Raw genomic sequence first — 22985 nt, 5'->3', positions numbered from 1 at the left:
CTCGGTTCCCGAGGCGATCAGGCGCGCACGGCCCCGATCAGGAACTCCCGGTTGCCCTCGGGGCCGAGGATCGGGCTGGCCTCCACGCCCAGCACCCGCCAGCCCGGCTGCTCGGCCCACCAGGCGCTGATCTCGTGGCAGACGCGGCGATGCACATTCGCGTCCCGCACCACGCCGCCCTTGGCGATGGCGGGCCCCACCTCGAATTGCGGCTTGATCAGCGCCACGGCCCAGGCGCCCGGCCGGCAGAGCGCGAGCGAGGCCGGCAGCACCACGCGCAGGCCGATGAAGCTGGCATCGCAGACCAGGACGTCCAGCGGCGGAACCTGCCCGGGCTCCAGGTGGCGTGCGTTGACGCGCTCCATCACCGTCACGCGCGGGTCGTTGCGCAGCTTCCAGGCGAGCTGCCCATGGCCGACATCCACAGCATGGACATGCGCGGCACCATGATGCAGCAGCACATCCGTGAAGCCGCCCGTCGAGGAGCCGAGATCGAGGCAGGTCTTCCCCTCGGGTGACAGTCCGAAATGCGCCAGCCCATGCGCCAGCTTCACGCCACCCCGTGAGACCCAGGGGTGATCCTGCCCGCGCAATTCGAGCGGCCGCCCTTCGGCGATGATGTCGCCCGGTTTGTTGATCCGAACCTCGCCCGAATAGACGAGACCCGCCATGATCAGTGCCTGGGCGCGGGTGCGCGATTCCGCGAGCCCGCGCTCGACGAGCGCGAGATCGGCCCGTTGCTTCGCAGCCATGAACGGATCAGGCCCGCGCCGGCTCCATCAGCGCTTCCTTGCCGAGTGCCGCCAGCGCCATCGCCGTGATCTGCGGCGCGTTCAGCCCGGCCAGGTCGTACTGCTTCTTCGGGTTGTCGTGGTCGATCCAGATGTCGGGCAGCGTCATCGGGCGGAACTTCAGCCCGTGGTCCAGCAGGCCGCGCAGCGCCAGGTGGTGCATCACCAGCCCGCCAAAGCCGTTCACGCTGCCTTCCTCGATGGTGATCAGCACCTCGTGGTGACGCGCCAGCTGCTCCACCAGTTCGGTGTCGAGCGGCTTCGCGAAGCGCGCATCGGCCACGGTGGTGGAAAGGCCGAAGCTCGCCAGCTCATCCGCCGCCTTCAGGCATTCCTGCAGGCGCGCGCCGTAGCTGAGGATGGCGATCTTGCTGCCTTCGCGCACCACGCGCCCCTTGCCGATGGGCAGCAGGCTGCCGCGCGCTGGCAGCGGCTGCAGCCCGAAGCCCTCGCCGCGCGGATAGCGAACGCCCGACGGCGCGTCGTCGATCTGCGCCATGGTCGCGATCATATGGGCCAGTTCGACCTCGCAGCTCGGCGCCATCAGCACCATGCCCGGCAGGCAGCCCAGATAGGCGATGTCGAAGCTGCCCGCATGCGTCGCGCCATCGGCGCCGACCAGGCCCGCACGGTCCATGGCGAAGCGCACGGGCAGGCCCTGGAGTGCGACGTCATGCACCACCTGGTCGTAGCCGCGCTGCAGGAAGGTCGAGTAGATGGCGCAGAACGGCTTCATCCCCTCGGTCGCCATGCCGGCCGCGAAGGTGACGGCATGCTGCTCGGCGATGCCCACGTCGAAGCAGCGATCCGGGAAGCGCTTGGCGAACATGTCGAGGCTGGTGCCGGAGGGCATCGCCGCGTTCACCGCCACGATGCGCTCGTCATGCTCGGCTTCCGCGATCAGCGATTGCGCGAAGACCTTCTGGTAGACGGGCGGGCCGGGCGGCGCCTTCTGCTGCTCGCCGGTCACGACGTTGAACTTCTGCACGCCGTGATACTTGTCGCCGCTCGTCTCGGCCGGGGCGTAGCCCTTGCCTTTCTGCGTGACGGCATGGATCAGGAAGGGGCCCTTGTGGTCCGTGTCGCGCAGATTGCGCAGCACGGGCAGCAGGTGGTCCATGTTGTGGCCGTCGATCGGGCCCACATAGTAGAAGCCCATCTCCTCGAAGAGGGTGCCGCCCGTCAGCAGCCCGCGGGCATATTCATCGGCGCGCTTGGCCACCCGCTCGATCGGCCCCGGGAAGTTCTTCGCGATCTTGGCGGCGAAGTCGCGCACCGAGAGGAAGGGGCGCGACGAGATGGTGCGGCTCAGATAGGCCGACATGGCCCCCACCGGCGGCGCGATGGACATGTCATTGTCGTTCAGGATGACGATGAGGTTGGCCTTCTCGGCCCCCGCATTGTTCATCGCCTCATAGGCCATGCCGGCCGACATGGAGCCGTCGCCGATCACGGCGATGACATTGCGCGGTTCCTTCTGCAGCTCGCTCGCCACCGCCATGCCGAGGCCGGCCGAGATGGAGGTGCTGGAATGCGCCGCGCCGAAGGGGTCGTATTCGCTCTCGCTGCGCTTGGTGAAGCCCGAGAGGCCGCCACCCTGGCGCAGCGTGCGGATGCGGTCCCGCCTGCCGGTCAGGATCTTGTGCGGGTAGCACTGGTGGCCGACATCCCAGATCAGCCGGTCATGCGGCGTGTCGAACACCGCATGGATGGCGACGGTGAGCTCCACCACGCCGAGCGAGGAACCCAGGTGCCCGCCGGTGACGGAGACGGTGCTGATCGTCTCGGCGCGCAGCTCATCGGCCAGTTGCCGCAGCTGGTCGGCCGAGAAGTTGCGCATGTCGGCGGGAACGCGGACCCGGTCCAGCAGCGGGGTTGCGGGGCGGTCTTGCATTTAACTTCTCCGCTCGATCACGTAGTCTGCCAGGGCGCGCAGCAGATCGGCGCGCTCCCCGAAGATTTCGATATGGTCCCGCGCCTGCGCCACCAGGCGCTCGGCCTGCATGCGCGAACGCTCGATGCCGAGCAGGCCGACCAGGGTCGCCTTGCCGGCGGCGGCGTCCTTCGCCGTCGCCTTGCCCATGTCCTCGGCGCTCGCGGTGGCGTCCAGCAGGTCATCGGCGATCTGGAAGGCCGCGCCCAGGTCGCGCCCATAGGCGGCGAGCGCATGGCGTTGCGCGGCGGCGGCCTTGCCCAGCACGGCGCCCGCCTCCGCCGAGAATTCGATGAGCTTGCCGGTCTTCAGCAACTGCAGCCGCCCGATGGCCGGCTCATCCAGCGGCTCGCTCGCCTGCTCGGCCATGATGTCCAGCATCTGGCCGCCGCACATGCCGCGCGGGCCGGCCGCACGCGCCAGAATCCGCACCAGCTCGATCCGCACGGCGGGGTCCGGGTGCGTCGCCTCGTCCGCCAGCACGGTGAAGGCGTGGCATTGCAGCGAATCGCCGGCCAGGATCGCCGTCGCCTCGTCGAAGGCCTTGTGGTTGGTGGGCTTGCCGCGCCGGAGGTCGTCATTGTCCATGGCCGGCAGGTCGTCATGGATGAGGCTGTAGGCGTGCATCATCTCGATCGCGGAGGCGACGCGAAGCGCCGCGCTGCGCGAAACGCCGAACTGCTTCGCCCCTTCCAGCACCAGGAAGCCGCGCATGCGCTTGCCACCGCCGATGGTGGAATAGCGCATCGCCTCGAAAAGCCGGGCCTCGTCCCCTTCCACGACGGGAAGGAGCTGGTCCAGGGCCTCATCGATATCCTGGGCGGCTTCGGTCAGGGCGGCCGCGAGAGAGGCGGCTGAAGCGCCGCCGATCACCATGGTCATTCGAACAGATAATCCTATTCCACATCCCTCAGGGTCAGGCCCACGCTGCCTTCGACCACGGCCTGAACCTTGGCCTCGGCCTCGGCGAGCTTCGCCTCGCAATGGCGACGCAGCGCGGTGCCCCGCTCATATTCGGAAATCGCCTGGGCCAGGGTACTCCGCCCGCCCTCGAGCGACTTCACGATTCCCTCGAGCTGGCTCAGCGCCTCCTCGAAGGAGAGTTCCGACACATCGCCATCCGCCAGCTCGGGCGGATGCGACGCTTGATGCGCAGACATCGAACGCTCCCTAAACCAAACTGCACTCCGGCTTCGGATGTTTGCAGCCTGATGACCCCGGCAAGACGCAGCAAACCGAAATTCAGCGGGCAACACAACCAAGACGTTCTGTCAGCTTTGCAACAATGCCCGGACGTGGGCCGCGGCAGACTGGGCCAGCGCCTCCAGATCATAGCCGCCCTCCAGCAGGCTGACCACCCGGCCGCCGCAGCGGCGTTCGGCAATGGCGCATAACTCACTGGTCAACCACGCGAAATCCGCCTCGCTCAGGCGCAGCTGCGCGAGCGGATCCCGCGCATGGGCGTCGAATCCCGCGGAGATCACGATCAGTTCGGGAGCGAAATTCTCGATCGCGGGGAGCAGCGTCTCGGACCAGGCACGCCGGAACTCCACGCCCGAGGCGCCGGGCGGCAGGGGGGCGTTGTGGATATTGCCCACCCCCGTCTCGCTCGCCGAACCCGTGCCCGGATAGAGTGGCATCTGGTGGCTGGAGGCGAAGAGGATGCTGGGGTCGTTCTCCGTGCAGTCCTGGCTGCCATTGCCGTGATGCACGTCGAAATCGCAGATGGCGACGCGGCTGAGCCCATGCGCGGCCTGGGCGTGGCGCGCGGCGATCACCGCATTGGCGAAGAAGCAGAAGCCCATGGGCCGGCGATGCTCGGCATGATGACCGGGCGGGCGGGTCGCGCAGAAGGCGCGGCGCACCTGGCCCGTGCAGACCTCGTCCACCGCGCGCACGGCGGCGCCGGCCGCCAGCAGCGCCGCGCGGGCGCTGCCGTGGCACATCACCGTGTCGGGGTCGAGCGCGACGTAGTCGCCCTCCGCCGGTCGCACGCCGAGGATGGCGGCCACGTAGTCCGCCGGGTGGGCGCGGCAGAGCTGCTCCTCCGTCGCCTCCTCCGGCTGGTCGCGGATCAGTTCGGCGAACTCCTCCTGGTCCAGAGCCTGGAGCACGGCGCGCAGCCGGTCGGGGCATTCGGGGTGGCCTTCGCCCATTTCATGGGCCAGGCAGTCGCGGTGGGTGAGGAGAAGGACGCTCACGGCTCCGCCCTCCGGCGCAGGACGAAGCGGTAGCCGCCATCCTCCTCCGCCCAGGCCAGCAGCTCATGCCCGGTTTCCTGGGCATAGGCATGGAAATCCTTGACCGCCGCCGGGTCGGTGGCGAGCACCGCGAGCGTGGCGCCGGGCGCCATGGCCCGCAGCGCCTTGTTGGCCTTGAGCACGGGCAGGGGGCAGGTCATGCCCCGGACGTCGAGTGTGGTGGTGTCTCCCATCCCGCCAATGCAGCACCGCCGGGGGCTTGCCCGCAAGCCTCGCGCGCCGCAGCTTGGCCCTCATGCGCATCGGCATTGACCTGGGCGGAACCAAGACGGAGGTCGTGGCCCTGGGCACCGCCGGCGAGGTGCTGCTGCGCCGCCGCCAGCCCACGCCGTCCGATTATGCCGGCGTGATCCGCAACATCGCCGGACTGGTTGAGGCCGCCGAGGCGGAGCTCGGCGCGAGCGGCACGGTGGGGGTGGGCATTCCGGGCAGCCTTTCGCCGGCCACGGGTCTGGTACGCGGCGCCAATTCCACCTGGCTGAATGGCGGGCGCCTGGATGTGGATCTCGCCGCCGCGCTGGCCCGGCCGGTGCGCCTCTCCAACGACGCCAATTGCCTGGCGCTGTCCGAGGCGGCGGATGGCGCGGGGGCGGGGGCGTCGAGCGTCTTCGCCGTGATCCTCGGCACGGGCGTGGGCGGCGGGCTCGTCCTCGGCGGGCGGCTGGTGGAGGGGTTCAACCGGATCGGCGGCGAATGGGGCCATAATCCGCTCCCCTGGATGACCGAGGCCGAGTTTCCCGGCCCCGCCTGCTGGTGCGGAAAGCGCGGCTGCATCGAAACCTTCCTCTCCGGGCCCGCACTGGCGGCCGATGCCGATGGCCCCGGCGCCCGCGATGCCTCCGGCCTGCCGGGGCGTGGCGATGCCGCGGCCCGGGGCGCGCTCGCCCGCCACACGGACCGGCTGGCCCGGGCGCTCGCCGCCGTGGTGAACCTGGTGGACCCGGAAGTGATCATCCTGGGCGGTGGTCTCTCCAACATGGCGCATCTCTACGTGGAGCTGCCGCGCCTGCTGCCGCGCCACGTCTTCTCCGACGTGGTCCGCACGCGCATCGTCCCGGCCTCGCATGGCGACAGCTCCGGTGTGCTGGGGGCAGCGCGCCTTTGGGATTCGTAGCGGAGGCATCATTCGCAGCGGCCGCCGGATGAGGCATGTTTGGCGGTGGCAACCCCGATGGACCCCATGGACTTCGACAGCGAAAACACCCCCAGCAACCCCGTGCCGCGCGCGACCATCGGCGAGATCATCGCCCGGCGCTATTCCCGGCGCGGTGCCCTCATGGGCGGGTTCGCCGCCGCCTTTGCCGGGCCGGCCGGGGCCGTGCCGATGCGCGGCGGCCCCTCCACACTGACCTTCCCGGAGCTGCGCCACCAGCTCGCGCAGACCGATGCCGTCGCCGAGGGGCATGAGAGCCGGCTTCTCATCCGCTGGGGCGACCCGGTGCTGCCCGGCGCACCCAGCTTCGACCCGCGCCGCCAGACCGCCGCGGCCCAGGCCCGGCAATTCGGCTACAACAACGACTTCATCGCCGTGCTGCCGGTGCGGCCGGGCGAGCCGATCGGCGAGCGCGCGCTGCTTTGGGCGAACCACGAATACACCAACACCAACCTGATGTTCCCCGGACTCGGCTCTCCCTCCGAGGCACGCACCCGCGTCACGGCGGAGCAGGTCGAGGTGGAACTCATGGCCCATGGCGGCAGCATCGTGGAGATCATGCGGGAGGGCCGCGGCTGGAAGGTCGCACCCCCCGGCCGCCTCAACCGCCGCATCACCGCCGGCACGCCCATGCGGATCAGCGGCCCCGCCGCCGGCCATCCCTGGATGCGGACCAGTGCCGATCCGGACGGACGGACGGTGCTCGGAATGTTGGCGAATTGTGCTGGCGGAATAACTCCTTGGGGAACGATCCTCACATGTGAGGAGAATATCAACTTCGCCTTCGGTGGCGTGCTGGCCGACACCACACAGGCGGAATCCCAGCGCCGCTTCGGCATGACCGACACCCCGCCCTATGCTTGGCATCGCTTCATCCCGCGCTTCAATCGTTCGCGGGAACCGAATGAATCCAATCGATTCGGTTGGGTTGTTGAAGTTGATCCTTATGATCCGGAGAGCCTGCCGGTGAAGCGCACCGCGCTGGGCCGCTTCAAGCATGAGGGCGCGGCCCATGCCTTCGCCCCGGATGGCCGCATGGTCATCTACATGGGCGACGACCAGCGCTTCGATTACGTCTATCGCTTCGTCACCGCCCGGCCGCACAACCCGGCCAACCCGGACCGGAACCTGCTGGACGAGGGCACGCTCTCCGTCGCCCGCTTCGACGCCGATGGCACCATGCGCTGGCTTCCCCTCGTCCAGGGCACCGGCCCGCTGACGCCGGAGAACGGCTTCCACGACCAGGGCGACGTGGTCATCCAGGCCCGCCGCGCCGCCGACCTGCTGGGCGCCACGCCCATGGATCGGCCGGAGGATGTCGAGGCCAATCCGGTCAATGGCCGCGTCTATGTCATGCTCACCAACAACGCCAACCGCACGGCGGCGCAGGTGAACCCGGCCAATCCCCGGGCCGAGAACGCGCATGGCCATGTGGTGGAGCTGATCCCGCCCGGCGCGCCCGGCCAGCCGGACCACGCCGCCGAGACCATGCGCTGGGGCCTCTTTCTGCGCGCGGGCAAGCCCGGCGTGGACCCCGGCACCCAGTATCACCGCGCCACGACCGAGCATGGCTGGCTCTCCTGCCCCGACAATTGCGCCTTCGACAGCAAGGGCCGGATCTGGATCGCGACCGATTCCGGCGGCACGGCCGGCATTGCGGACGGCGTCTGGGTGGCGGATACGGCGGGCGGGGGGAGGGCGCTGACCCGCCTCTTCTACCAGGCACCGACCGGCGCCGAGGTCTGCGGGCCCTGGATCCTGGAGGATGACAGCGCGATCTTCCTCGCCATCCAGCATCCCGGGCAGAACAGCGGCAGCAGCTTCGACACGCCCTCGACCCGCTGGCCGGATTTCGCGGAGGGCATGCCGCCGCGCCCCTCGGTGATCGTCATCACCCATGCCGAAGGGCGTACGATCGGCAGTTGAACCCCCGGGGCGCGGGCCGCATCTTCCACTGATGCCCGACCCGGCCCTCTGCCGTGACTGCCTGAGCGACGACCCTGGCCCGGGCGCGGCCTGCCGCCATTGCGGCGGGCGGCGGCTGGTGCGCCACGCGGAGCTTTTCAGCCTCACCATCGCCCATGTGGATTGCGACGCCTTCTATGCGAGCGTCGAGAAGCGCGACCGGCCGGAGCTGGCGGCCAGGCCCGTGCTGGTCGGCGGCGGGCGGCGCGGCGTGGTGGCCGCCTGCTGCTACATCGCCCGCGGCTACGGCATTCGCAGCGCCGTGCCGATGTTCAAGGCGCTGGCCGCCTGCCCGGATGCCGTGGTCATCAAGCCCGACATCGCCAAATACGCCCGCGAGGGGGCCCGCATCCGCGCCCTGATGGAGGCGCTGACCCCTCTCGTGCAGCCGCTCTCCATCGACGAGGCGGTGCTGGATCTCGCCGGCACCCAGGCCCTGCACAAGGCGCCGCCGGCCGTGACGCTCGCGCGACTGGCGCGCGATGTGGAGCGCGAGGTGGGCGTTACCATCTCCATCGGCCTCGCCGCCAACCGCCTCATGGCCAAGCTCGCCGCGGGGCGGGACAAGCCGCGCGGCTTCGCGGTGATCGGCGCGGGTGAGGCGGCCGCCTGGCTGGCGCCGCAGCGGGTGGGGGTGCTGCCCGGAATCGGCCCCGCCGCCGCGCGCCGCCTGGAGGCGGCCGGCATCACGCGCCTGGGCCAACTCGCGGCCCTGGACGCGAAGGCCGCCATCGCCCGCCTCGGCCCCGACGGCCCGGCGCTGGCCGCCCGCGCCCGGGGCGAGGATGAGCGGCCGGTCAACCCGGAGCGCGAGACCAAGTCCGTCAGCGCCGAGACCACCTTCGAGGAAGACCTCGCCGATCTCTCCGCCCTTGAGGCCGTGCTGTGGCGGATGAGCGAGAGGCTGGCCGCGCGGCTCGCGGGCAAGGGCCTCTCGGCCGGGGGCGTCGTGCTGAAGCTCAAGACGGCGGGCTTCGAGACGCTGACGCGCAACGCCCGCCTGCCAGGCCCCACCCTGCTGCCCGAGACGCTGTTCGACGCGGCGCGCCCCCTGCTGGCCCGGGCGGCCGATGGCACGCGCTACCGCCTGCTGGGCCTGGGCGCCGCGTCGCTCTGCCCGGCGGAAGAGGCCGACCAGGGCGATCTGGCCGACCCCCATGCCCCGCGCCGCGCGGCAAAATGGCGCGCCGTGGAGGCGCTGCGCGAGCGCTTCGGCTCGGCCAGCGTGGTGGCGGGGCGCTCCCTGCAAGGGACGAAAAAATCGTAATTAAAGCGGAAATATTTGACTTTTATATCTCCGCCCCTGCCTCTTTTCCGGATCAGGGAGACTTCACCATGTCACGTGCATTTCGAAACCGGCCCTCGGCCTTGGCGGCGATGGCGATGCTGGGCCTCGCCGGCGCTTCGGGCGCCAAGGCCCAGGCACCCGCCGGCGACTTCGCCGTCCCCACCCAGGGTGTCTATATCGGCGCCGGCGGCGCCTTCAACATCACCCGCTTCGGGACGCAGAACGTCTATGCGCTCGGCCTGTCTGATGTGTACCAGAACGGTGTGCGCGTCTCGAGCGGCTCGGCGGCGGGACCGGCGCGGGTACCGCTCGGCAGCGAGGCGGGCTTCGCCCCGGCGGCGCAGATCGGCTATTTCCAGAACTTCCCGGAGAGCCGCTGGCTCTGGGGTGTGAAGGCGTCCTACAGCTACCTCGGCACCTCGGCCAGCACGCCCAACGCGCTGCTGCCCCAGGCGGGCGCCTTCACCGATGCGCGGACGGGCGCGAGCACGCCCTTCCTCGGCAATGCCGTCGTCCGCTCCTTCGAGCAGAAGGCCGAGCACCAGATCACACTGACGCCCTTCATCGGCCATGCCCACCAGCGGGGCTTCCTCTACCTGGGCGGTGGTCCGACCCTGACGCGTCTCAGCACGCAGATGAACGGCCTGGTGGGCTTCGCCGACATCAACGGCAATCGCAGCGAGATCTCGGGCCCCCCGCAGAACTTCTCCAGTGCCGGCTGGGTCTGGGGCGCGATGTTCATCGCCGGCGTCACCTATTTCATCGACCGCGACTGGTTCCTGGACGTGACCTACACGGCCTCCACCACGCAGCGGCAGACGGGCCAGTATTTCAGCAGCTTCACCAATGCCGGAGGGCCGGGCGGCACCGTCACCACGGGGTCGCTGATCGGCAATTCCTCCAGCGCGCCGCTTGTCTCGCAGGGTGCGATGCTGACGCTGAACCGGCGTTTCTGAGGGGTCTGCGGCGAGGCGGGTGACGAAGGCTTAACCCGCCTGGCCCATTCTCCGGTCGTGCCGCGCCCCGATCCGTTCAGCTTCGATCCCGTCCGCTTCCCGGGCCTCGCCCCCGGCGAGGTCTGGCCGCCAGACGCCTTCGATTTCTCCGCCCCCTGGCTGCGCCACCGCGACCTGGCCTTCGAGCGCGGCGAATCGGGCGAGGTCATCCTCGTGCGCCGCTATGACGAGTTGCGCCTCGTGCTCGACATCGAGACGGCGCATTCGGCGCTGGACGTCCATCCACGCAGCCGGGATTTCCGCCTGCTGCGCCTCGTCCCCTCCGCCCTCTGCCTGGTCGAGACGGTGGAGCCGGGCGATCCCGTGCCGCCCAGCCTGCGCGGCATGCCGCCCGCGCCGCCGGAGGATCACCACATCTATGCCGCCACCACCGCCCTGGTCGCGGCCTTGCAGCGCGGCGCGGGCGAGGCGGGTGGCGCCTTCCTCGACGCGCTGCGCCGCACACCCCCCGGGATCGGCATGTTCGAGGCGGCGGCGGCGCAATGCATCCGCCAGAGCGGCTTCGGGCTGGAGCGCATCGCCAACCTCGCCCGCGGCCTGCAGCGCCTGGCCAATGCCCATGCCGAGGTCCTGGCTGCCGAGGCGACGCGCCCGGATTACGCCGGCATGGAGCGCATGGTCGCCGCCACCGCGCGCGCCATGAGCAATGATGCCGGATGGTCGCGGGACCTGCTGGCGCATGGGCTGCGCCAGATCGCGCCCATCATCTCCCGCCCGCGCGTGGCGACGGAACAGCTCCGCGCCAATGCGGCCGCGCAGCTCGAATCGGGCGGCACGCTGGGTGACGCGGCGCGCCTCGCCTATGCCCAGGGCGCCTATCGTGACCGGCTGATCGAGATGGGCATCTTCTGGCGCCGCCTGGCCGCCGCCTGGGCCAGCGTCCATCCCAAGCTGACCGATCGGCAGGAGATCGACATGCTCTGCCGCAACGCGCTCCGTCGGCTCTCGCTGAAGGAGCTCTACGACCCGCTTTAGGTGGGCCTCACTCCCGCCAGGGGCGGCGCTGCCAGAGGGCGCGCAGATTGTCCTCGGTGCGCTGGGCCATGGAGCGGTAATCGGCGCCGATCATGGGGTTGAGCGGCATGAACTGGCGCTGTGCCTCGCGCAGGAATTCCGGGTCGCGCAGGGCCACCGCGAAGGCCTGGGTCAGGCGCTCGGTGATGGGCGCGGGCAGGCCGGGCGGGCCCACGATGCCGCGCGCGGCGCCGTGCAGGATGTCGAGCCCCACCTCGCGGAAGGTCGGCACGTCGGGTGCTTCGGGGGAGCGGGTGGCGCTGGCCTGGGCCAGGATGCGCAGCTTGCCCTCGCGCTTGAGCTGCAGCGCATCGCCCACATTGATGGCGGCCAGGTCCACATGGCCCCCCAGCAATTGCGGGACAAGCGGGGCGGCACCGGCGAAGGGAACATGGACCAGCGGCGGGACATCGGCCAGCTGTTCGAAGGCCAGCATGAAGAGGTGGTCGTCCGAGCCCACGCCCGTGGTCGCATAGGTCATCTGGCGCGGCCGGGCGCGCGCGGCGGCGATGAGATCGGCCACCGAGCGCAGGGGGCTGTCGGCGCGCACGTAGAAGCAGTTCGCATCCTCGACGATGTTGGCGAGGAAGGTGAAGTCCATCGCGCGGAAGCGCGCCGGCCGCTCCATCGGGATGGCGTTGTGGGCTGGCAGCGTGGTGGCGCCCAGCGTGTAGCCATCGGGGGCCGCGTTGAAGGTTGCCTCCAGCCCGATCTGGCCGGCCGCGCCGCTGCGGTTGGTGACGATGTGGCGCATGCCCGGGATCTGCGCGGCGACCAGCGGCATGATGAGGCGTGTCATCACATCCACGCCACCGCCGGCCGGGAAGGGGACGATGACTTCGACCGGCCGGTCATTCGGCCAGGCGGCCTGAGCGCGCGCGAGGGCGGGCATGGCCAAGGCCCGCGGCTGTACCCGCGAGCCAGGTGCGACGCTGGATCATCTGGTTCCTCCCTGTTGCGCGGGAGGGTGCGGCATCGCGCTTCCGCGAGGCAAGGATTGTTTCGCGGGCGCTATTCCCGCCAGGGGCGGCGCTGCCAGAGCGCCCGCAGGTTCGCGTAGTCCGCCGCCATCATCTGCCGATAGGCGCGGCCGACCAGCGGGCGCATGGGGAAGCCCTGCTGCGCCGCGTCGCGCAGGAAATCCGCATCCGCCAGCATCGCCGAGAAGGCCAGTTCGAATTGCAGCGTGATCTCGGGATGCAGGCCCGGTGGTGCCGCGATCCCGCGCGAGGAGCCGCCCAGCACGTCGAACCCCGCCTCGCGGAAGGTGGGCACGGGCCCGAGCGGCGCCCAGCGCTCGGGCCCGCCTTGAGCGAGGCCCCGGATGCGCCCGTCGCGCAGCAGGGTCAGCGCCTCGCTGCCGTTGAAGGCGCCGATGGCGAGCGTGCCCACCAGCAGGTCGCGCTGGATGGGCGCGGTGCCGGCATAGGGCACATGCAGCAGGTTCACGCCCGCCGCCGCCTCGAAGGCCAGCAGCAGCATGTGGTCATCCGAGCCGATGCCCGCCGTGCCGACGCCGATCTCCCCAGGCCGCCCGCGCGCGGCCATCCGAAGGTCGTCCAGCGTGCGCCAGGGGCTGCGCGCGGTGACCCAGAAGGCGCCCGGGTCATCCACCACATTGGCGATGAGGGTGAATTCATCCGGCCGGTAGCGCGGGCGGCGCTCGATCGCGATGGCGTGCATCGCGGTGTTGGTGGCCGCCCCGATGGTGAAGCCATCCGGTGCCGCGTTGAACAGCGCCTCGAAGCCGATCTGCCCGCCGGCACCCGGCCGGTTGATCACCGCCATGCGCGCACCCGGCAGATGGCGCGGCAGGTGGTGGGCGACGAGCCGCCCCATCTGGTCCACGCCGCCGCCGGGCGGGAAGGGGATGATGACCTCGATCGGGCGCTCCTGCGGCCAGGTGGCCCGCGCGATGCCGGGGATGGCGAGGCCCCCCGCCGCCAGAAGCACCCTGCGCCGCATGCCCTGCCTCCCTGTCACGGTGGCAGGGTGGATGCCAGCGCCGATTTCGTCCAGCTTGGGGCAGGCAAGGAGATAAGGCATGCACGGATCGCTGCTGGAGGAATTCGGCGTCGAGGGGGAATGGAACGTCGCGGTGCGGCATCGCATCCGCTGGGCGGAATGCGACCTCTACGGTCACGTCAACCATGCGGCCTATCTCGTCATGTTCGAGGATCTGCGCGTGGAACACTGGCGCTCCCTCGGCCAGGTGCTGCGCGCGGACCAGCCGGGGCCGGTCGTCGCCAAGCTCGAGGCGCGCTACGTCCGCGCCACCGGGTTCGAGGATGACGTGCTGCTGACGCTGCGGGTGCCGAGCCTGCGCAACACCAGCTTCGTGCACGAATACGCGATGTGGAAGAACGGCCTGTGCTTCGAATGCAAGGCGTTGCTGGTCTGCGTGCAGAACGGCGCGAGCACGCCGATCCCGGAGCAGGCGCGGAAGCTCATGATCGAGCGGGACGGCGCGAAGGCCGGGTGAGGAGGGCTCTGCCCTCCTCACACTCCTCCCGCCAAGGGCCGCAAGGCCCTTGGAACCCGGGAACTAACCCGCGTAGCCCTCGACCAGGGCGACGTGCGAGACGGTGCAGGACTCGCGCAGCGCCAGCAGCGGCGCGTAGTCGGCGCCGTGGTAGAAACGCTTCAGCGTGTCCATGTCCGGGAACTCCAGCACCACCACGCGGTCCAGGCCCGGATCACCCTCCACCGCCGTCACCGCGCCACCCCGGATCAGGTAACGCCCGCCATGCGCGGCGATCACCGGCGCCACCTTCTCGCGGTATTCGCCGAAGCGCGACGCGTCCTTCACCGTGATGTTCGCGATGAGGTAGGCCGCCATCGCCCTCACTCCACTTTGATGCCGGCGGCGCGGATGATCGGCTCCCACTTGCCGATCTCGGCGCGGAGGAAGGCGGCCGAGCTCTCGGGCGTGCTGTTCGTCACCACCTGCATGGTCATCTCGGTCAGCCGGTTGCGCACCGCCTCGATGGCAACGGCGCGGTTCACCGCGGCATTGATGGCGCGCACCACCGGCGCCGGCGTGCCCGAGGGCACCAGCACCATATGCCAGGTATAGGCCTCGTAGCCCGCCACACCCTGCTCGATGAAGGTCGGCACCTGCGGCACCAGCGGGCTGCGCTCCTTCGTCGAGATCGCGAGCGGGCGGAGTTCGCCCCGCTGGATATAGGGGATGGTGGCCGCCGCCACGTCCAGCATCATCGGGATGCGGCCGGCCAGAACATCCGGCATGGCGGCGGACGAACCACGGAAGGCGATGTGGTTCATCCGGAGCGGACCAGAGGGACCGCCGGCCATATGCAGGAACAGCTCGGACGCCAGGTGCACCGCGCCGCCATTGCCGCTGCTCGCATAGTCGAAGCGGCCCGGATTGGCGCGGACGAGGGCGATCAGCTCCGGCAGGGTGCGCGCGGGGAAGTTGTTGTTCACCATCATGATCATCGGGATCTGGCCGACGAGCGCCACGGGGGTGAAATCCGCGATGGGGTCGAAGGGCACGCGCTCGAACAGCGCGCGCACCACGGCGTGGCCGACCGTGGTGTAGAGCACCGTCAGCCCATCCTTCGGCGCCTTCGCCACCAGGTCCGTGCCGATGATGATGCCCGAGCCGGTGCGGTTCTCGACCACGATGCGGTTGGGGAGTGTGCGGGACATCTCCTCCGCGATCATGCGGGCGGGGATGTCGGTCGGGCCGCCGGCGGCGAAGGGGACGATGAAGCGCACCGGCGCGGTGGGCCAGTCGGTCGCGGTCTGCGCCCCGGCGCCGGAGATGAGGGCAGGCGCGGCAAGGGCGGAAAGCGCCAGGGTGCGGCGGTTCAGCATGGATCGTGTCTCCCGTGTGTTGGGCGGGAGATTGGCGCTTTCGCCGCCCCGGTCAATCCCGCGGATCGAGCCTTTTGCCCGTTTCGCCGTCGAAGACATGCAATGATTCCAAGGGCAGGATCACGCCCATCGGCCCATCGGCGTAGGTGGCGCCGGGCAGGCGGGCGGTGAGCGCCGTGCCATCCGGCAGGCGGCCATGCAGAACGCTTTCGCCGCCCAGCGGCTCCACCAGCTCGACATGGATGTCGAGGCCGCCCGTGCCGATCTGCAGATGTTCCGGCCGGATGCCGAGCGTCAGCTTGCGCCCGGCCGCACCCGGGCGCGGGCCATCGGCGAAGGGCAGGACCAGCCCGCTGGTCTCGAGCCGCGCCGCGCCGCCACCCTCCATCAGCGTGGCGGAGAGGAAGTTCATGGAGGGGCTGCCGATGAAGCCCGCCACATAGGTGTCGGCCGGCTTTGCCCAGATCTCCATCGGTGTCGCGATCTGCGCCGCGTGGCCGGCATGCATCACGACCAGCCGGTCGCCCAGCGTCATCGCCTCCACCTGGTCATGCGTGACGAAGAGGCTCGTGACGTTCAGACGTCGCTGGAGCTGCCGGATCTCGGCGCGCATCTGCACCCGCAGCTTGGCATCGAGGTTGGAGAGCGGCTCGTCGAAGAGGAAGAGCTTGGGGTTGCGCACGATGGCGCGGCCCATGGCGACGCGCTGCCGCTGCCCGCCCGAAAGCTGGCGCGGCTTGCGCTCCAGGAGCTGGCCGATGCCCAGCAGCTTCGCCGCCTCATCCACGCGGCGGACGATTTCGTCCCGCGCCATGCCGCGGATCTTCAGGCCATAGGCCATGTTCTGGAAGACCGACATGTGCGGATAGAGCGCGTAGTTCTGGAACACCATGGCCACATCGCGGTCGGCCGGTTCCAACGGCGTCACGTCCTGGCCGTCGATGATCACGCCGCCCGAGGTCGCGGTCTCAAGGCCGGCCACGATGCGCAGCAGGGTGGACTTGCCGCAGCCCGAGGCTCCGACGATCACGATCATCTCGCCATCGCGCACATCGAGGTTCACGCCGTGCAGCACGGCGGTGGGCCCGAAGGACTTCTTCACATCGCGGAGGGTGAGCGTCGCCATTACTTTTCCGTCTCCGTCAGGCCCTTCACGAACCATCGCTGCATGAGCACGACCACGGCGACGGGCGGCAGCAGGGCCAGCACGGCGGTCGCCATGATCACGTTCCATTCATTCTGGGAATCGCCGCTGCCAATCATCTTGGTGAGGCCCACCACCACCGTCTCCATGCTGCGGTCGTTCACGATCAGCAGCGGCCAGAGATACTGGTTCCAGCCATAGATGAAGAGGATGACGAAGAGCGCCGCGACATTGGTGCGGCTGAGCGGCAGGATGACGTCGAGGAAGAAGCGGATGGGCCCCGCGCCGTCGATCTTGGCCGCCTCCACGTATTCATCCGGGATGGTCAGGAAGAACTGGCGGAAGAGCAGGGTGGCGGTGGCACTCGCCACCAGCGGGATGATGAGGCCCTGGTAGGAGTTGGTCATGTTGAGGTCCACCATCACCTGGATGGTGGGAATGATGCGGACCTCGACCGGCAGCATCAGCGTGATGAAGATCAGCCAGAAGAACATCATCCGGAAGGGGAAGCGGAAGAACACGACGGCATAGGCCGATGTCAGGGAGATCGCGATCTTTCCCACCGCCACGCACATCGCCATGATGATGCTGTTCATCAGCATGACGCCGGCCGGCACGCCCATGAAGCGGCCACCGCCCACGCCCCAGGCCTGGGTGTAGTTCGCCACCGTCTCGCCACCCGGCACCAGCGGCACGTCGCCACGGCCGATCGTGTTCACGTCATGCGTGGAGCCGATGATGGTCAGGTAGATCGGGAAGGCGAAGATCAGTACGCCGAGCACGAGGCAGGCATGGGTGACGAAGGCCTCGCGCCGCTGGCGGCGGCGGGTGCGGTCGGCCAGCGCATTCACATCGACGGCGCTGCGCGGCCGATTCACGCCTTCGCTGGCGCTCAGTCGATCGGACGCCGCCATCAGTAATGCACCTTCCGCTCGACATAGCGGAACTGGACCATGGTCAGCACGATGACGAGGATCATCAGGATCACGCTCTGCGCGGCGCTGGAGCCGAAGTTCAGGTTCATCACGCCATCCGTGTAGACGCGGTAGATCAGGGTTTCCGTCGCCTTGCCCGGCCCGCCCTGCGTCAGCGAATGGATGATGCCGAAGGTGTCGAAGAAGGCGTAGACGAGGTTCACCACCAGCAGGAAGAAGGCGGTGGGTGAGAGCAGCGGGAAGACCACCGTCCAGAAGCGCCGCATGGGCCGCGCGCCGTCAATGGCCGCCGCTTCCAGCACGGATTTCGGAATGCTCTGCAGCCCCGCCAGGAAGAAGATGAAATTGTAGCTGACCTGCTTCCAGGCGGCGGCGAAGATGATCAGCAGCATCGCCTGGTTGCCGTTCAGCTTGTAGTCCCAGGGCACGCCGAGCGCGTTCAGCATCCGCCCGAAAATGCCGATATTCGGGTGGAACATGAAGAGCCAGAGCACGGCCGCGATGGCGGGTGCCACGGCATAGGGCCAGATGAGCAGCGTCTTGTAGGTGTCGGCGCCACGGATGTGCTTGTCCGCCTGGACGGCCAGGAACAAGGCAGCCCCGAGTGCCAGCACGGCGACCGAGGTGGAGAAGATCAGCGTGCGGAAGGCGGAATCCAGCCAGGTCGGGTCGCTCAGCACATCCACGAAGTTCTCGAAGCCGACGAATTGGCTGGAGAGGCCGAAGGCGTCCTCACGCAGGAAGGATTGGCGCACGGCCTGCGCCGCCGGCCAGAAGAAGAAGAGGCCCGTGACCACGATCTGCGGCAACAGCAGCAGATAGGGCAGGGCGATGCCCTTGAAATAGACCTTCTTCTCCATCGCCCCCTCAAACCCGTCGTGCGGCGAAGCCGCCTTCCGCCCCCTGATGCCCCTCGGTGGCTTCGCCACCGAGGGATGAGCCGTCCTGGGAAAGGCGAAGCCCAGAACGAGGCCCCGCGAGGGTTTTGCTGTCGTCCACGCCGCGCAGGCGGCGTTGCGACAGCAAAACTTCGTGGGGAATTATCCGCGGTTCGTGCGCTCGAAGTTCCGCAGCACGACGTTGCCGCGCGTGACGGAGTTGTCCATCGCCTGCTGCGCCGTCTGCTGGCCCTGCAGCGCGCGCTCCATCTCCTCCTGCATCGCGGTGCGGATCTCGACGAAGCCACCCAGGCGGATGCCGCGGCTGTTGCCCGTCATCTGGCCGCCGCCGCGCAGCAGCTGCTGGATCGGAATGTCGGCACCCGGGTTCTGCGTGTAGAAGCCCGTCGCCTGCACCTCGCGGAAGGCGGTCTGCGTTACCGGCAGGAAGCCCGTCTCGGTGTGCCAGGCGGCCACGATGCGGGGCTGCGCCAGGAAGGCGAAGAACTCCGCGATGCCGCGATTCTCATCGGCCGAGCGCGCGGCGTTCGGGCCGCGGTTCATCGCCCAGAAGGCGGCACCACCGATGATGGAGTTGATCGGCGCACCCTGCACGTCGTTGTAGTAGGGCAGCATGGCGACGCCGAGATTGGCGATCCCGCCCGGCAGTTCGCGCACGAAGCGTGCCCGCGCGCCGGAGGAGGCGAAGATCATGCCCGAGGAGCCATTGGCGAAGAGTGCATCGCCAGCGCCATCGCGCCCGCCCCAGCGGAAGGTGCCCTCGCGGCCCATTTCCATCAGGGTGTTCAGGTGGCGCACCATCAGCGGGTTGTTGATCCGCAGCTCGGCGTTCAGGCCGCCGAAGCCATTGTCGAGCGTGGCGAGCGGCGTGTTGTGGATGGCGCTGAACTGCTCCACCTGCGTCCAGGTCGGCCAGGCGGTGGTGACCGGGATCTCGACATTCGCGGCCTTCAGGCGGGCGGCGGCGGCGCGCATCTCGGCCCAGGTGGCCGGCGCCTGGTCGGGGTTCAGCCCGGCGCGGCGGAAGGCGTCCTTGTTGTAGAACATGATGGCCGTGGAGGAGTTGAACGGCATGGCCATCATGCGGCCATCGGCCAGGCTGTAGTAGCCCTTCACGGCGGGCAGGTAGTCGTCGAAGTTGATGGTCACACCCGTCTCGCGCAGCAGCTCATGCAGCGGCTTGATGGCGCGGCCCGCGGCCATCATCGTCCCGGTGCCCACCTCGAACATCTGCACGATGTGCGGCGCGGTGCCCGAGCGGAAGCCGGCGATCGCGGCCACCATGGTCTCGGGGTAGGAGCCGCGGAAGCTCGAGACGATGCGGAAGCGGTTCTGGCTCTGGTTGAACTGGTTCGCGATGCCCTCGAGGATGCCGCCCAGCGGCTGCGCCAGCCCGTGCCAGAAGGAAATCTCGACAGGGCCCGACTGCGCCAGGGCAGGGGCAGCGAGGGGGGCGGCAAGGACGGCCTTGCCGAGGGTGCGACGCAGCATGAAGGGGCTCTCCCAGGAATTGCGATGGGTGGCGCCTAAGCCCCCACCATTGCCCCCATGTGACACTAAAAAGTCACTTTCGTGAAGCGGGTTACTCCGCGGTAAGTTTTTCATAGAGTTCGGGGTCGGTGGCGCCCTCCGTCCCGAAGATCAGCACGCGGCTTTCCGCCGTCAGCCCCAGCGCCTCGGCCGCCGCCGGGCTGCCCAAGGCACCCTGGAGCGCGATGAGCCCGGCCACCGCCGATTCCCCCGCCTCGATCCCCTCCGCCTTCAGCGCGCGCATCGCGGGGCCCACCAGCTCATCCGGCACGGCCATGGCGGCGAAGGCGCTGCGCTCCAGCTCCTGCCAGGCAAGCAGCGAGGGCTCGCCGCAAGCGAGGCCCGCCATGACGGTGTCCAGCGCGCCGGTCACGGTGCGCAGCTCGCCCGCCTCAAGGCTGTCGGTCAGGCAGGCGGCCTGGTCGGGCTCGGCGATGATCAGGCGCGGGCCGCTGCCGCACATGGCGCGCAGCTGCACGGCGACGGCGGCCGCGACCCCGCCGACGCCGCCGGGGACGAAGACATGAGTGGGCACCACGCTGCCCATCTGCGTGATCGCCTCCTCCGCCATCAGGCGGTAGCCCTGCATCACGTCGCGCGGCGGCTCGGTATAGCCGGGGTAGGAGGTGTCGCTGATCACGAACCAGCCATTCTCATCCGCCGCATGCTGCGCGGCGCGCACGCTGTCGTCGTAATTGCCCGGCACCACGCGGATCTCGGCGCCGAAGCGGGCGATGGCGTCGCGCCGTCCCTGGCTCACATTCTCATGGACGAAGATGACGCAGCGCGCGCCGAAGCGCTGCGCGCCCCAGGCGACGGAGCGGCCGTGATTGCCATCGGTGGCGCAGGTGACGGTGATCTGCTCGGTCGCATGGGCGTATTGGCCGGATTCGAGCGCCGCGCCATCGGCATTGTTGGCCGTGCCTCGCCGGGCGAGCTCCGCGCCCAGCAGCTTGCAGACTGCATAGGCCCCGCCCAACGCCTTGAAGCTGCCCAGGCCGAAGCGTCCGCTCTCATCCTTGAAATGGACCGAGGCCACGCCTTCCATCGCCAGCGCATGCAGCGGCGTGGGCGCATAGCCGGGCCAGGAGGTGATCTCGCGCTTGGTGCGGCGATAGCCCCCCTCGGGCAGGACGATGATGCCGGGGGTGCCGTGATGGCGGTTCAGGACGAGACGGAACGGGTGCATGGCCGCAAGCTTGGCGTGGCGCGCGCGCGCGGGCAATCTGCCCGCCATGCAGATCACCATTCTCGGCGGCGGGGGCTTCCTCGGCCGCAAATTCGCCGAGCGGCTCGCCGCCCAGGGCCATCTGGGCGGCGAGCCGGTCACGGGCCTGATCCTCTTCGACCTCGCGGCCCCGAAGCCGCTGGACGCACCCTTTCCGGTGACCTGCCTCGGCGGTGATGTCGCGAGCCTGGCCGACGTGTCCGCCGCGATTCCGCCCGGCACCAACCTCGTCGTGCATCTGGCCGCCGTGGTGAGCGCGGCGGCGGAGGCCGATTTCGACCTCGGCATGCGGGTGAACCTCCACGGCACGCTGGCGGTGATCGAGGCCTGCCGGAAGCTTGCGGCACCCCCGCGCGTGCTGTTCACTTCGAGCGTGGCCAGCTTCGGCGGCGGCCAATCCGCCCTGCTGCCCGATGACGCGCGGCAGGTGCCCACCAACTCCTATGGCGCGCAGAAGGCGGCGGCCGAACTGCTGCTGCAGGATGCCAGCCGCAAGGGCTTCCTGGACGCCGTCTCCATCCGTCTGCCCACGGTGATCGTCCGGCCCGGGCGGCCCAACAAGGCGGCTTCTTCCTTCTTTTCCGCCATCCTGCGCGAGCCGCTGCTGGGCCTGGAAACCCCGCTGCCGGTGGAGGATGGCTTCCGCGTCTGGGTCTGCTCGCCCCGCCGCGCGGTGGACTGGCTGTTCCATGCCGCGACCATGGACACGGCCCCCCTCGGCGTGGATCGCGGCATCAACCCGCCGGGCCTCGCCGTCAGCGTGGGCGAGATGCTGGCCGCCCTCAGCCCGGCCGAGCGCGCGCTGGTGAAGCGCGAGCCCGACCCCGCCATCGCCGCCATCGTGGGCGGCTGGCCCGCCGAATTCGCCGCCACCCGCGCCCGCGCGCTGGGCTTCGCGCCGCAGGAGGGGGTGCCCGAGATCCTCGCCGCCTTCCGCGCCGATGACCTGGCGGCGACCCGCGCGGAGAGGGGCCTCTGAGCATGGAAATCACCCGCTTCCTGCTGGGCGACGGCCCGAAGCGCGTCGCCCCCTTCAGCCACGCGGTGCGCGCCGGCGATTTCCTCTTCGTCACCGGCCAGATGCCGACCGAGCCCACGGACAATACGCGCTGCGTGCCGGGCGGCATCGAAGCGCAGACGCATCAGGTCATCGCGAACCTGAAGGCGGTGCTGGCGGGCTGTGGCGCGGATTGGAACCGTACCGTGATGGCGCGCATCTACCTCACCGATTTCGCGCGCGACTATGCGGCGATGAACGCCATCTGGGAAAAGAGCTTTCCCGAGGGCGGACTGCCGGCACGGACCACGGTGGGCGTGACGGGCCTTGCCCTGGGCGCTCTGGTCGAGGTGGACCTGGTCGTCGCGCTTTGAGCGCGCGGAAGTTCGTCGCGCTCTGACACCGAATCGCCTTCACGGCGCGGGGCGCGCGTGGGACCGTTCTGCCCAATGATGGGGAGATGACCATGCCCGTGACGCGCCTCGCCGTGCTGCTGCTCCTGCTGACCGGCTGCGCGGCCGTCGCGCCGGCGCCCGTCGCCACGCCCGAACCCGCGCCGGCCCCCGCCGCGGTGCAGGCCACCGCGGCCCAACCCAGCCTGGCCCTCGCCCCCCGGCGCCAATGGCGCCGCATCCCGCTCACCCGCGGGGCGCGCATGTCCGAGGCTTTCATCGCCTCCGAGATCGTGACCAATCCGGACGGCACACGCCGCGTCTGGATGGTGATCAACCTGCTGGAGCCCATCCGCCTGCCGGAGACCGGCGGCTACGCCCGCAGCGGCGCCTACCTCGCTGATTTCCGCTGCGACCCGCATGCCTGGAACCCCATCCAGGGCGTCTGGTACACGCAGCGCAACGCGGTGGGCGAGGCGCTGCGCGAGCAGGAGCGCGGGCCCGGCGGCATCCGCGACGTGGGGGAGGGGACCTTCATGGACCTCTTCGTCAACGCCGCCTGCGGCACCACACCCGCGCGCCGCCGGCGATAGGCCGGT

Annotated in this window: 24 protein-coding genes; 9 read left to right on the top strand and 15 right to left on the bottom strand. The window is 69.7% G+C overall.

Features of this window, described 5'->3' with window-relative positions:
* Nucleotides 1–17: 17 nt before the first annotated feature.
* The 6 genes from ACQ860_RS02690 to ACQ860_RS02665 all read right to left on the bottom strand — a co-directional run bounded on the left by ACQ860_RS02690 (nucleotide 18) and on the right by ACQ860_RS02665 (nucleotide 5158).
* Nucleotides 18–752, bottom strand: coding sequence for a TlyA family RNA methyltransferase (locus ACQ860_RS02690; protein ID WP_431301869.1), 735 nt, complete (start codon nucleotides 750–752; stop codon nucleotides 18–20).
* A gap of 7 nt (nucleotides 753–759) precedes the next feature.
* Nucleotides 760–2685, bottom strand: coding sequence for a 1-deoxy-D-xylulose-5-phosphate synthase (dxs, locus tag ACQ860_RS02685; protein WP_431301868.1), 1926 nt, complete (start codon nucleotides 2683–2685; stop codon nucleotides 760–762).
* Nucleotides 2686–3606, bottom strand: a complete 921-nt coding sequence (locus ACQ860_RS02680; RefSeq protein WP_431301867.1) for a polyprenyl synthetase family protein — start codon at nucleotides 3604–3606, stop codon at nucleotides 2686–2688.
* A 14-nt stretch (nucleotides 3607–3620) separates the two neighbouring features.
* Nucleotides 3621–3884, bottom strand: coding sequence for an exodeoxyribonuclease VII small subunit (locus tag ACQ860_RS02675; protein WP_431301866.1), 264 nt, complete (start codon nucleotides 3882–3884; stop codon nucleotides 3621–3623).
* Between the two features lie 111 nt (nucleotides 3885–3995).
* Nucleotides 3996–4925 carry a histone deacetylase family protein gene (locus ACQ860_RS02670; protein ID WP_431301865.1) on the bottom strand — a complete coding sequence of 310 codons (930 nt, stop codon included), beginning with the start codon at nucleotides 4923–4925 and terminating at the stop codon, nucleotides 3996–3998.
* On the bottom strand, nucleotides 4922–5158 hold the full coding sequence (locus ACQ860_RS02665; RefSeq protein WP_431301864.1) for a sulfurtransferase TusA family protein: 237 nt from the start codon (nucleotides 5156–5158) through the stop codon (nucleotides 4922–4924). Before ACQ860_RS02665 ends, ACQ860_RS02670 begins: the two co-directional genes overlap by 4 nt.
* A gap of 62 nt (nucleotides 5159–5220) precedes the next feature.
* Between ACQ860_RS02665 and ACQ860_RS02660 the strand changes: the two genes are divergently transcribed.
* From ACQ860_RS02660 to ACQ860_RS02640, 5 genes are all read left to right on the top strand, one after another.
* The gene (locus ACQ860_RS02660) at nucleotides 5221–6099 is read left to right on the top strand and encodes an ROK family protein (RefSeq protein WP_431305716.1); all 879 of its coding nucleotides are present in this window, start codon (nucleotides 5221–5223) and stop codon (nucleotides 6097–6099) included.
* A gap of 66 nt (nucleotides 6100–6165) precedes the next feature.
* Entirely contained in the window at nucleotides 6166–8064 is a 1899-nt protein-coding gene (locus ACQ860_RS02655; RefSeq protein WP_431301863.1) for a PhoX family protein, read from the top strand.
* A gap of 31 nt (nucleotides 8065–8095) precedes the next feature.
* Complete coding sequence (locus ACQ860_RS02650) at nucleotides 8096–9370, top strand: DNA polymerase IV (protein WP_431301862.1); 1275 nt, start codon at nucleotides 8096–8098, stop codon at nucleotides 9368–9370.
* A gap of 68 nt (nucleotides 9371–9438) precedes the next feature.
* Nucleotides 9439–10347 (top strand): outer membrane protein, encoded by a 909-nt coding sequence (locus ACQ860_RS02645; RefSeq protein ID WP_431301861.1) that lies wholly within the window; start codon nucleotides 9439–9441, stop codon nucleotides 10345–10347.
* A 57-nt stretch (nucleotides 10348–10404) separates the two neighbouring features.
* Nucleotides 10405–11382 (top strand): hypothetical protein, encoded by a 978-nt coding sequence (locus tag ACQ860_RS02640; RefSeq protein ID WP_431301860.1) that lies wholly within the window; start codon nucleotides 10405–10407, stop codon nucleotides 11380–11382.
* Between the two features lie 7 nt (nucleotides 11383–11389).
* Here the strand turns inward: ACQ860_RS02640 and ACQ860_RS02635 are convergent, their stop codons facing one another.
* Together ACQ860_RS02635 and ACQ860_RS02630 are read right to left on the bottom strand one after the other, a co-directional pair.
* Entirely contained in the window at nucleotides 11390–12313 is a 924-nt protein-coding gene (locus ACQ860_RS02635; RefSeq protein ID WP_431301859.1) for a tripartite tricarboxylate transporter substrate binding protein, read from the bottom strand.
* A gap of 119 nt (nucleotides 12314–12432) precedes the next feature.
* The gene (locus ACQ860_RS02630) at nucleotides 12433–13386 is read right to left on the bottom strand and encodes a Bug family tripartite tricarboxylate transporter substrate binding protein (protein ID WP_431301858.1); all 954 of its coding nucleotides are present in this window, start codon (nucleotides 13384–13386) and stop codon (nucleotides 12433–12435) included.
* 79 nt (nucleotides 13387–13465) lie between these two features.
* On the opposite strand from ACQ860_RS02630, the gene ACQ860_RS02625 reads away from it, so the two are divergent.
* The gene (locus ACQ860_RS02625) at nucleotides 13466–13903 is read left to right on the top strand and encodes an acyl-CoA thioesterase (protein ID WP_431301857.1); all 438 of its coding nucleotides are present in this window, start codon (nucleotides 13466–13468) and stop codon (nucleotides 13901–13903) included.
* Between the two features lie 63 nt (nucleotides 13904–13966).
* On the opposite strand, the gene ACQ860_RS02620 is transcribed toward ACQ860_RS02625, so the two are convergent.
* The 7 genes from ACQ860_RS02620 to ACQ860_RS02590 all read right to left on the bottom strand — a co-directional run bounded on the left by ACQ860_RS02620 (nucleotide 13967) and on the right by ACQ860_RS02590 (nucleotide 20958).
* Nucleotides 13967–14260 carry a DUF1330 domain-containing protein gene (locus ACQ860_RS02620; protein ID WP_431301856.1) on the bottom strand — a complete coding sequence of 98 codons (294 nt, stop codon included), beginning with the start codon at nucleotides 14258–14260 and terminating at the stop codon, nucleotides 13967–13969.
* 5 nt (nucleotides 14261–14265) lie between these two features.
* Nucleotides 14266–15261, bottom strand: coding sequence for a Bug family tripartite tricarboxylate transporter substrate binding protein (locus tag ACQ860_RS02615; protein ID WP_431301855.1), 996 nt, complete (start codon nucleotides 15259–15261; stop codon nucleotides 14266–14268).
* A gap of 52 nt (nucleotides 15262–15313) precedes the next feature.
* Nucleotides 15314–16387 (bottom strand): sn-glycerol-3-phosphate ABC transporter ATP-binding protein UgpC, encoded by a 1074-nt coding sequence (ugpC, locus tag ACQ860_RS02610; RefSeq protein ID WP_431301854.1) that lies wholly within the window; start codon nucleotides 16385–16387, stop codon nucleotides 15314–15316.
* Complete coding sequence (gene ugpE, locus ACQ860_RS02605) at nucleotides 16387–17319, bottom strand: sn-glycerol-3-phosphate ABC transporter permease UgpE (RefSeq protein WP_431301853.1); 933 nt, start codon at nucleotides 17317–17319, stop codon at nucleotides 16387–16389. The genes ugpC and ugpE overlap by 1 nt, the downstream gene beginning before the upstream one ends.
* Nucleotides 17319–18200: a sn-glycerol-3-phosphate ABC transporter permease UgpA gene (gene ugpA / locus ACQ860_RS02600; RefSeq protein ID WP_431301852.1), complete on the bottom strand. Its 882-nt coding sequence runs from the start codon at nucleotides 18198–18200 to the stop codon at nucleotides 17319–17321. Before ugpA ends, ugpE begins: the two co-directional genes overlap by 1 nt.
* A 180-nt stretch (nucleotides 18201–18380) precedes the next feature.
* Nucleotides 18381–19730, bottom strand: coding sequence for a sn-glycerol-3-phosphate ABC transporter substrate-binding protein UgpB (gene ugpB / locus ACQ860_RS02595; protein ID WP_431301851.1), 1350 nt, complete (start codon nucleotides 19728–19730; stop codon nucleotides 18381–18383).
* 91 nt (nucleotides 19731–19821) lie between these two features.
* Nucleotides 19822–20958, bottom strand: coding sequence for a diaminopropionate ammonia-lyase (locus ACQ860_RS02590; RefSeq protein WP_431301850.1), 1137 nt, complete (start codon nucleotides 20956–20958; stop codon nucleotides 19822–19824).
* Nucleotides 20959–21004: 46 nt separating this feature from the next.
* Between ACQ860_RS02590 and denD the strand changes: the two genes are divergently transcribed.
* The 3 genes from denD (at nucleotide 21005) to ACQ860_RS02575 (ending at nucleotide 22979) form a co-directional block, all read left to right on the top strand.
* The gene (gene denD / locus ACQ860_RS02585) at nucleotides 21005–21976 is read left to right on the top strand and encodes a D-erythronate dehydrogenase (RefSeq protein WP_431301849.1); all 972 of its coding nucleotides are present in this window, start codon (nucleotides 21005–21007) and stop codon (nucleotides 21974–21976) included.
* Between the two features lie 2 nt (nucleotides 21977–21978).
* On the top strand, nucleotides 21979–22368 hold the full coding sequence (locus tag ACQ860_RS02580) for a RidA family protein (protein WP_431301848.1): 390 nt from the start codon (nucleotides 21979–21981) through the stop codon (nucleotides 22366–22368).
* A gap of 86 nt (nucleotides 22369–22454) precedes the next feature.
* A complete protein-coding gene (locus ACQ860_RS02575; RefSeq protein WP_431301847.1) occupies nucleotides 22455–22979 on the top strand; it encodes a surface-adhesin E family protein in 525 nt (174 codons plus the stop codon).
* The last annotated feature ends 6 nt before the right edge of the window (nucleotides 22980–22985 follow it).

The organism is Sediminicoccus sp. BL-A-41-H5 (assembly GCF_050632405.1).
Lineage (GTDB): Bacteria > Pseudomonadota > Alphaproteobacteria > Acetobacterales > Acetobacteraceae > Roseococcus.
This window is presented reverse-complemented; position numbering and strand designations above follow the sequence as displayed.